Here is a 9,107-nt window from a genome sequence, read left to right on the forward strand (position 1 = left end):
CCCACGACGACGGTCACCATGCGCTCGGGCTGCAGCTTGCGGGCGAAGGCGGCGCGCACCTGCTCGCCGGTGATCGCCTCGACCTTGGCGGTCCAGGTGTCGAGGTAGTCCAGGGGCAGGTCGTTCCAGGCCATCGCCGCCACGTTGTCCAGCAACTTGCGGTTGGAGTCGATGCGCAGGGCAAAGCCGCCCACGAGGTTGTCCTTGGCAGCCCTCATCTCGGCCTCGGTAGGCCCCTCCGCGACGAAGCGGGCCAGTTCGGCGCGCACCACGTCCACCGCCTGCTTCGCTTGGTCAGGGCGGGTTTGCAGGCCGACCCAGAAGGAGCCGACCTGAAGGCCGGGAACAAAGTTGCTGTTGACGCTGTAGGACAGTCCCCGCTTGTCGCGCACCTCCTGCGTGAGGCGGGAAACGAAACCACCAGCGCCCAAGATGTAGTTGCCCACCAGCATCGCCAGGTAGTCCGGGTCGGACCTCCGCAAGCCGGGCTGGCCGATCAACACATGGGCCTGGGCTGACTCGAGGGGCAGCGAAATATCCACAGGGGCGGTCAGGGGCTTGACCTCGGGCAACGCCGCCAGCGGCGGGCAGGCGCCCTGCCCCGCGTCCGGCAGGCGCGCGAGCAACTCGGCGGCGATCCGATCCGCCTGTGCACGGGTGACCGCGCCCACCAGGGTGATGCGGGCGCGGCAGGCGTTCAGGTGACGGGTATGGAAATCACGCAGGTCCTGCACCGTGATACGGCGCATGCTGGCCTCGGTGGACATGTAGCCATAGGGATGGTCGCCGAACACCGCCGAGTACCAGGCTCGCGAAGCCATCGTGCCCGGCCGGGTCATGGACTCGCGCAGCGAGGCGATCTTGCGGGCCTGGTCACGCGCCCACTGGTCGGCGGGGAAGGAGGGCTCTCCAAGTTGCCGGGCAGCCAGGGCCACCGCCCGCGCCAGCAGGTCGGGCTCGGTGAGCGAGCGCAGGGTGGCCGACAGCCGGTCGTCGCCGGCACCCACGCCGAAGCTGGCACCCAGCTCGGTCCAAGCCTCACTGACGGCGTTCTCGTCCATGGCACCGTCGTAGCGGCCGTCGTAGCGCCCTGAAAAGCCGGACCGGTTGGCAGCGGCGCTACGGCCTGGGTCACGCGGCGCCAGTCCGCTGTACAGCATCGAGGTCATCGCGCTTAACAGTCCGATCCGGTCTTGCGGCGCACGGCGCTGGCCAGCGTCGAAGTCGATCTGCACATCGACCATCGGGATGGACGGGTTCTCGATGAGGTACACCCGCGCACCCGAGGGCTGCACCCAGTGCTGAATGGGCAGCATCGCCCGAGCCAGTGGAGCGGCGACCAGCAGCAGCAGGGCGAGGGTCGCCGGCATCAGGGACTGCAGCACAGGCATCGATCGGCCGGCGCGAGAGTTCAAAGCAGCAAAGGGCATCGGTTTTTTCCTGGCGATTCGGTTCAGTGGCGATGTCCGGCCGCCGGCGGGGTGCGTGGGCCGGAGCCGGCCTCACGCGGCACGGGGCGCAGGATGCCGACCGTCAGTGTGTCGTCGCCGAAGTAGCGAGCCGCCACCGACTGCACCTGGGCCGGGGTCACCGTCTGCAAGCGGCGGATCAGCCGCTCACCGAAGTCGAGCGGCAGCTCGCTGACCCAGTAGACACCCAGCTCGCGGGCCTGGTTAAAGACCGCGTCGAGCTTGTAGATCTCGCTGGCCATCCACTGCGTCTTGATGCGCGCGAGTTCGGCCTCCGACACGCCGTCACGGGCCACGCGAGCCACCTCGGCGCGCAGGGCGGCCTGCACCTGCTCCGGCGTCTTACCGGCGGCGGGCACACCGGACAGCGTGAACAGCTGGGGCCCTCGGCCCCACAGGCCATTGCCTGCGCTCACGCTGTCGGCCACCCGGTCAGGGCCTTGCGTGAGGCCGCGGTCGAGGCGCGCGCCCGGATAGCCATTGAGAACCGAGGCCAGGACTCCCAGTGCGAGGGCGTCCTGGTTGACGGGCGTGAGTTCGTCCAACGAGGTCAGGCGCGGCACCTTGAAAGCCAGCGACACCACGGCCTGCTCGGCGGGCACCTTGACCTCGATCTGGCGCAGACCGCGCTGCGGCGGCTCCTCGCGCGGCTTGCGGGCGGGCACCACGCCAGCGGGGATCTGCCCGTACGTCCGGCGAGCGATGTCCAGCACCTGGGCCGGATCCACGTCGCCGGCGACCACCACGGCGGCATTGGACGGCTGGTACCAGAGCTTGTGGAAGGCGCGCACGTCCTCGGGGGTCATCGCGTCCAGGTCGGACATCCACCCCACGACGGGCGTGCGGTAGGACGAGGCCTGGAAGGTCATCGCATTGAGCGCTTCGAACAGGCGGGCACGGGGCGAGTCTTCGGTGCGCAAGCGCCGCTCCTCCTTGACCACCTCGATCTCGCGGCGGAATTCGTCGTCGGGCCAGCGGTTGTTGGCAAAGCGGTCGGCCTCGAGCCGCATCACCTCCTCGAGCCGGTTGGCGGGAATTTGCTGGAAGTAGCCGGTGTAATCACGGGCAGTGAAGGCGTTCTCGCGGCCGCCCAAGGCCGCTACCCGACGCGAGAACTGGCCCGCGGGCACGGTGGGTGTGCCCTTGAACATCATGTGCTCGAGGACATGGGCCACGCCGGTCGTCCCGTCGACTTCGTCCATCGACCCCACCCGCACCCAGAGCATGTGGACGGCGGTGGGCGCGCGCCGGTCGGGGCGGACGATCACGGTCAGGCCGTTGTCCAGCGTGAAGCGATGCACGCCAGCGCTGGGTGTGAGGCCCGCGGGCCCCTGGGCGGTTGCGGTCGGGGCGGGAGCCGTGGGCACCTGGGGCTGCGGCCTGGACGGCGTTTGAGCGAAGGCCCAGCCGGTCACGGCCAGGGTCAGGGCCAGAAAAAGTGTCCGGCCCAAGCCCGCCCCCATCGTCGAATGCTGTTTCATAGAATCCTAAGAATTACCCAAGCCCATCGATGTTCAGCTTCTTCCGGAAAAAAGCCCCTGCGCCGCCCCCGATCGCGCCGCCTCCGATTGCGCAGCCCCCTGCGCCGATCCCCGCGGCCCCGGCACCCGCCGTGCCTGCCGCGCCCGTCGCCGGACGGATCGGCAGCGCCTTGGGCCAGTCTCTGCCGGTGCCACAGGCGCCTTCAACACCCGCCGAGTCTGCCACCTCTGGCGCCGCCACCCGCAGCAGCTGGTTCGGCCGGCTCAGCGCCGGCTTGCGCAAGACCGGCTCGAGCATCAGCCAGGTCTTCACCGGCACCCGCATCGACGACGCGCTGTACGAAGAGCTTGAATCCGCCCTCCTGATGGCCGACGCCGGTGTAGCCGCCACCCAGTGGCTGTTGGACGAAGTCAAGCGCAAGGTGCAAGCCACTGGCGCCAGCAACCCAGCGCAAGTTCGAAACATTCTGGCCGACCTGCTGACACAGCTGCTGGCACCGCTGGAAAAGCCCTTGGTCATCGGCCAGCATTTGCCTACGGTGATCATGGTGACCGGCGTCAACGGCGCCGGCAAAACCACCTCCATCGGCAAGCTCACACGCCACCTAGCCGATTCCGGCGCCACCGTGCTGCTGGCGGCGGCCGACACCTTCCGCGCGGCCGCCCGCGAGCAATTGGCGGTCTGGGCCGAGCGCAACACAGTCGAAATCGTGAGCCAGGCCGGGGGCGACCCTGCAGCGGTGAGCTTCGACGCGGTGAGCGCCGGCCGCGCCCGGGGCAAGGACGTGGTCTTGGTCGACACCGCCGGCCGGCTGCCCACCCAGCTTCACCTGATGGAGGAGCTCAAGAAGATCAAGCGCACGATTGCTAAGGCGGGCGAAGCGCCCGGCGCACAGGGGTCGGTCCCGCCGCCGCATGAGGTGCTGTTGGTGATCGACGGCAACACCGGCCAGAACGCACTCGCCCAGGTCAAGGCCTTCGACGCCGCCCTGGGTCTGACCGGGCTCATCGTCACGAAGCTCGACGGCACTGCCAAGGGCGGTGTGCTGGCTGCCATCGCGCAATGGGGCCAGGAGCGCGCCAAGACCCAGGCGGGCGCAGGCCCGGTGCCGGTTTATTTCATCGGTGTAGGCGAGAAACTCGAGGACCTCGAAACCTTCAAGGCGCGAGAGTTCGCGCTGGCCTTGCTGGGGCAGGATGGTTGAGAGCCGTGCGTGACGGGGCCACGCCGAGCCCACGGACACCGCCGAGAGTGAACCGGTAGTCGCTCCCTCACTACCTCGCCATCGCCCACCGAGCGGCCACGCTGGCCGCATCTACCGCCAGCACCTGCAGCAGCATGGCCGCCAGCACCGCGCTGGTCTCGGGCATCTGGAACAGGCCCAAGTGAAAGGCCAGCATCTGGCCCAGGCCGCCCGCGCCCACCACGCCCAGCACCGCGGCAGCGCGGATGTTGTTTTCCCAACGATAGAGGGTGTAGCTCACGAGCTGCGGCAGCAATTGCGGCAAGGTCGCATAAAGCAGCACCCGGCCCTCGCCCACGCCGCGCACCCGCAGCGCGAAGGCCGGACCGTCGGGGGCATTCTCGATCGCCTCGGCAAACAGGCGGCCGAGCACGCCGGTGGTGTGCAGTGCCAGCGCCAGAGTGCCCGCCATCGGCCCTAGGCCGGCAGAGATCAGCAGCAGCGCTGCCCACATCAGCTCGGGCACGCTACGCAGCGCATTGAGCACGAGCCGGGTGAGCGAACGGCCGCGCGCCGGGTCGTCGGCATGGGTTCGGGCCGCCGGCAACGCCAGCAGCAGGCCGAAGACGGCGGCCAACAGCGTGCCCACCACCGACATGGCCAGCGTCTCGAGCATCGCTGGCAGCAGCTTGGCAATAAAGCGCGGGTCGGTGCTGGGGGCGAGCAACTCGGCGAGGAAACGCCCCATGCGCCGCAGCGCATCGGCGGAGAAAAAACGGGACCACTGCAGGTCCAGTGAAACGAAGCTGGCCACCACCAAGGCCAGCAGACCGGCGAGAAACCAGCAGGCCGGGCAGCGCTTCATCCCAGCACCCGTCGCAAGAAGGCGCTGAGGCGATCCGTCAGCGCCACCAGTGCCACGAAGACGAGCAGCAAGGTCGCCACCTCGCTGCCGTTGAACATCTTCATTGAGTTGTCCATCTGCTGGCCCAGCCCGCCGGCGCCGACAAAGCCCAGCACCGCCGAGGAACGGATCGCGCACTCCCAGCGGTAGACGGTGTAGCTGGTGAGCTCGGCCGCGTTCTGCGGCAGCAGCCCATAAAAGAAGGCCTGCAGCCGGCCAGTGCCATTGCGCAGAAGGGCCTGCGCCGCATGGCTGTCGCCGCTTTCCAGGATTTCGGCGTAGACCTTGCCCAGCATGCCCGCGTAGGTGAGCGCGATGGCCAACACGCCCGCGGTAGGGCCGAGGCCGACCACGCGCACGAAGACCAGGGCCCAGATCAGTTCGGGCACGCTGCGCAAGACGACCAGCACCGTGCGCGCCACCCAGCGCAGGGCCCAGGGGCCGCGGGCCATGCGCCCGGTCAGGGCCGACAACGACAGCGTGCGCACCGCCAGCAACGCCAGCGGCACGGCCGCCAGTAGGCCCAGAGCCAGGCCGGCGGTGGCGATGGCCACGGTGCGCCAGGTCTCGCGGGCGACCAGGGACAGGAACTCGGCATCCACCCGTGGCGGAAAGAAGTCGGCCAGGAAGCGCAGCGCCGGTCGTAAGCTGTCCTCGGACAGCAGCAGCCAGGGCTTGAACTCGGCCAGCACCAGCAGCGGCCACAGGGCGGCAGCGGCGGCCAAGGTCCAGAACAGGCGCCCCTGCCAAGCCGGATCTCGCCGCGCGGGTGCATTGGCGTGCGAACCGACGGTGGTGGGACGTACGCTGGCCGTCGGACTTGCTGGGTCCGGGCACTCGGCGGGGGGGGCCGAGGGGGAGCCGCCGCTCATGGTCATGCGCTCATCGGCATTGCATCACCGCAGGTGCCGCCGCCGGCACCCGATCGGTTGCGGCGGCATCGGGTGGCCCGCCTTCCTCCAGCTCGTCGAGGTGCTGGGCATAAAGCGCGCGCAGTCGCTCGGGGGTCACCTCGGCCGCCGGCAGGTCAAAGGCCAGATGGCCCTCCTGGAGACCGATCACCCGGGTGAAATGACGCAGCGCCATCGGGACCTGATGAAGGGTGCAGACCAGGGTCGCGCCCTGCTCGCGCGCCGCTGCGGTGAGTGCCTGCATAGCCTGCTCGGCGCGGGTCGGGTCCAGGGCAGACAGCGGCTCGTCCACCAGCAGCAGGCGCGGCTGGGCCACCAGGGCACGCGCGAGGCCGACCCGCTGGCGCTCGCCACCGGAGAGGCGGTCGACGCGGGCGAAAATCTTGTCGGCCAGATCAAAGCGCGCCAGCGCCGCCTCGGCCTGCGGCACCGCGCTCGGAACCACCAGACTGCGCAGGCTTTCCCACAGGCCGATGCGGGGCAGCCGGCCAGCCAGTACCGCGGTCACCACCCGTTGTCGCGGCGGCAGCGGCGGCACCTGGGGGGCGAGAAAGCCTTGCCCACGCAGCCGGCGAAGCGAACGCGCAGGCAATGACCAGGGGTCGGTGCCGTCCAGACGCAGCCCGCCCGTGGCCGGGCGCAGCGCGCAGGCCAAGCCCAGAAGCAGGCTGGTCTTGCCGGCGCCCGAGGGGCCAATGACGGCCACCTGCTCGCCGGGAGCGATACCAAGGTCGAGGGGGCCCAGGGCGGGCGCGGCGCCGCGCGCGGCGGCCGGATGGCGCAGAGCCAGACCTTGCAGTTCGATGCGCATGGGAGTGTCCCGCCGGGGCGCCTGCCGCGAGGGCACCGGCCCCAAGAGGCGGTGCCGACGCGCTGGCGCGACGCCCGAGTCTGCCTGTTCCTAGTTGAGAAGGCCCGCGCTGCGCGCAGCCGTCTCAATGCCCTTGTAGTTGGCCGCCTGGGTCGGAATAAAGCGGGTAGCCCGCTGCAGCGCCAGGATGTCGCGGCCCTCCGGCGTGGCAGGCGACAGGTCCAGGAAGGCGCGGGCCAGCCTCTCGCGCTGGGCGGCCGGCATGTCGGCGTGGACCGTCCAGTTGTAGTCGAAGTAGGTCGGGGTGGTAAAAAAGACGCGCACCTTGGCAGGATCCACCTTCTTGTCCTCGACCAGCTTTTCCCACACCGACACATTGAGCGCGCCGGCGTCGACCTTGCCCGAGGCCACGGCCGCCACAGTGGCGTCGTGCGCGCCGGAGTAAGCCACCCGCCTGAGGTCCTTGTCCGGATCGAGCTTGGCCGCGAGCAAGAAGCTACGAGGCATGAGGTGGCCAGAGGTGCTGGAGGTGGAGCCGAAACTCAGGGTCTTGCCCTTGAGGTCGGCCAGGGTCTTGATGCGGTCGTCGGTGGTGATGAAGACCGATCGGAACTTGGCGTCCTCCTCCCGCTGCACGAGCGGGATAGCCTTGCCACCGGAGCGCACCAGCGCCTGCACAAAGGTAAAGCCGCCGAACCAGACCAAGTCGACTTGCTGGTTAGCCAGGGACTCGACGGCGGCGGCGTAATCAGTGACTGGCACGTACTCGACCTTCATGCCCATCTTCTGCTCCAGGTACTTGACCAGGGGCCCGGCCTTGCGGGCCAGCTCGGTGGGCGACTCGTCGGGGATAGCGGTGACGCGAAGGGTGCGCGACTGGGCAAAGGCCAGCGGGGACAGGGTGGAGGACACTGCAGCTGCCAGGGTGGCAGCGGCCGCAACCATCGTGGCGCGGCGGGACACGGAAATCGTCATTCTTTTTTACTCCTTTTGTAGCCGGCGTGTAAAAGCGCCGACCAAACTCGAATTAGAACCTATCGGGCAGCACCCTCGCCGCTTGGGGCCATGGGGCGCCTCAGGCAGGCCGCCCGAGCGGCTCGCCTATGCTGACGCCCTGAATGCCCCGCCCCTCAATCGCCATCGTCAGCCCTGCCCTGGCCGACGCCAACAACGGAAATTGGCAGACTGCCCGCCGCTGGCAGCGGCTGCTCGCGCCCGAATTCGCCGCCCGTATCGTCACCCACTGGCCCGGCGAGGGCCCCGAGGCGCTGGCCGCAGCAGACCGTGACCTGGGGATCCTGGCCCTGCATGCCCTTCGCTCGGCCGGGTCGATCCGGGCCTGGGCCCGCGCGCGCGGTCAACAGGGGCTGGGGGTCGTCCTCACCGGCACCGATCTCTATCACGACATCTTCCGCGACCGCGACGCCAAGCGCTCGCTTGAACTGGCGCAGCGGCTCGTCGTGTTGCAGGAGCAGGCATCGGCCAGCGTCCCACTGGCCCACAGACCCAAGGTGCGAGTGATCTTCCAGTCGACGCCGGCGCGAGTGCCTGCGCTCAAGGCCAGGCGTTGGCTGCGGGTGGTCTGCGTGGGCCACCTGCGGGCAGTCAAGAGCCCGCAGACGGTGATGCAGGCCGCCCGCTTGCTGCATGACCGCGCTGACATACGCATCGACCACATCGGCGAGGCGCTGGCACCCGAATGGGCCGAGGCCGCCCGCGCCACGGAGGCCGACGCGCCGTATTACCGCTGGCTCGGCCCGCTGCCACACGGCCAGGCGCTGCGCGCCATACGCCGCGCCCATGTGCTGGTCAATACCAGCGCGATGGAAGGCGGCGCGCATGTCGTGATGGAAGCCATCCAATGTGGCACCCCCGTCCTCGCCTCCCGAGTGCTGGGCAATGTCGGGATGCTGGGGCCGCAGTACGCGGGCTTCTTTCCCCACGACGACGGACAGGCCCTGGCCGGGTTGCTGCACCGCTGCCGCATCGATCAGGCCGACCCGGACGGCCTGCTGGCCCGTCTCGCGGGACAATGCGCCCTGCGCGCGTCGCTGTTCGCGCCCGAGACGGAACGGGCGGCGCTGCACCAATTGATTGAAGAATTGCTCGCCATTCCGGCAGCGCCCACCCGAGAGGAACCCGCCTCATGAACGCCCCCCTGCCCCCCGGTGCCGCGGCAACGCCCGCCGAACCACGCCTGACCTCCCTGTCCCACGGCGGCGGCTGCGGCTGCAAGATCGCCCCCGGTGTGCTCTCCGAGATCCTGCGCGGCACCGCGCAGATGCCGATTCCGCCCGAGTTGCTGGTGGGCATCGAGACAGCCGACGACGCCGCGGTCTACCGACTC

8 protein-coding genes and 1 pseudogene are annotated in these 9,107 nt (G+C 69.5%); 3 read left to right on the forward strand and 6 right to left on the reverse strand.

The features are described from left to right. Positions 1 to 1,370 (reverse strand): pitrilysin family protein (locus QE494_RS02810; RefSeq protein ID WP_300041355.1); only part of this gene is annotated, 1,370 nt, incomplete at its 3' end. 83 nt (positions 1,371 to 1,453) lie between these two features. Beyond that, positions 1,454 to 2,950 (reverse strand): pitrilysin family protein, encoded by a 1,497-nt coding sequence (locus tag QE494_RS02815; protein WP_300041343.1) that lies wholly within the window; start codon positions 2,948 to 2,950, stop codon positions 1,454 to 1,456. 29 nt (positions 2,951 to 2,979) lie between these two features. On the opposite strand from QE494_RS02815, the gene ftsY reads away from it, so the two are divergent. Beyond that, positions 2,980 to 4,155: a signal recognition particle-docking protein FtsY gene (gene ftsY / locus QE494_RS02820; protein ID WP_300041345.1), complete on the forward strand. Its 1,176-nt coding sequence runs from the start codon at positions 2,980 to 2,982 to the stop codon at positions 4,153 to 4,155. 70 nt (positions 4,156 to 4,225) lie between these two features. On the opposite strand, the gene phnE is transcribed toward ftsY, so the two are convergent. The 4 genes from phnE to QE494_RS02840 all read right to left on the reverse strand — a co-directional run bounded on the left by phnE (position 4,226) and on the right by QE494_RS02840 (position 7,705). Then, positions 4,226 to 4,999, reverse strand: a complete 774-nt coding sequence (phnE, locus tag QE494_RS02825; RefSeq protein WP_300041347.1) for a phosphonate ABC transporter, permease protein PhnE — start codon at positions 4,997 to 4,999, stop codon at positions 4,226 to 4,228. After that, entirely contained in the window at positions 4,996 to 5,910 is a 915-nt protein-coding gene (locus QE494_RS02830) for an ABC transporter permease (protein ID WP_300041349.1), read from the reverse strand. Before QE494_RS02830 ends, phnE begins: the two co-directional genes overlap by 4 nt. 10 nt (positions 5,911 to 5,920) lie before the next feature. Continuing rightward, positions 5,921 to 6,760, reverse strand: a complete 840-nt coding sequence (locus QE494_RS02835) for a phosphonate ABC transporter ATP-binding protein (protein WP_300041351.1) — start codon at positions 6,758 to 6,760, stop codon at positions 5,921 to 5,923. 90 nt (positions 6,761 to 6,850) lie between these two features. Continuing rightward, positions 6,851 to 7,705, reverse strand: coding sequence for a putative selenate ABC transporter substrate-binding protein (locus tag QE494_RS02840; protein WP_300041357.1), 855 nt, complete (start codon positions 7,703 to 7,705; stop codon positions 6,851 to 6,853). 173 nt (positions 7,706 to 7,878) lie between these two features. On the opposite strand from QE494_RS02840, the gene senB reads away from it, so the two are divergent. Together senB and QE494_RS02850 are read left to right on the forward strand one after the other, a co-directional pair. Continuing rightward, positions 7,879 to 8,910: a selenoneine biosynthesis selenosugar synthase SenB gene (senB, locus tag QE494_RS02845; RefSeq protein WP_300041353.1), complete on the forward strand. Its 1,032-nt coding sequence runs from the start codon at positions 7,879 to 7,881 to the stop codon at positions 8,908 to 8,910. After that, positions 8,907 to 9,107, forward strand: a pseudogene (locus QE494_RS02850) (selenide, water dikinase SelD); the annotation flags it as partial. The gene senB and the pseudogene QE494_RS02850, both read left to right, overlap by 4 nt.

The sequence above is a fragment of the Ramlibacter sp. genome (assembly GCF_029866045.1).
Classification (GTDB): Bacteria; Pseudomonadota; Gammaproteobacteria; order Burkholderiales; family Burkholderiaceae_C; genus Ramlibacter.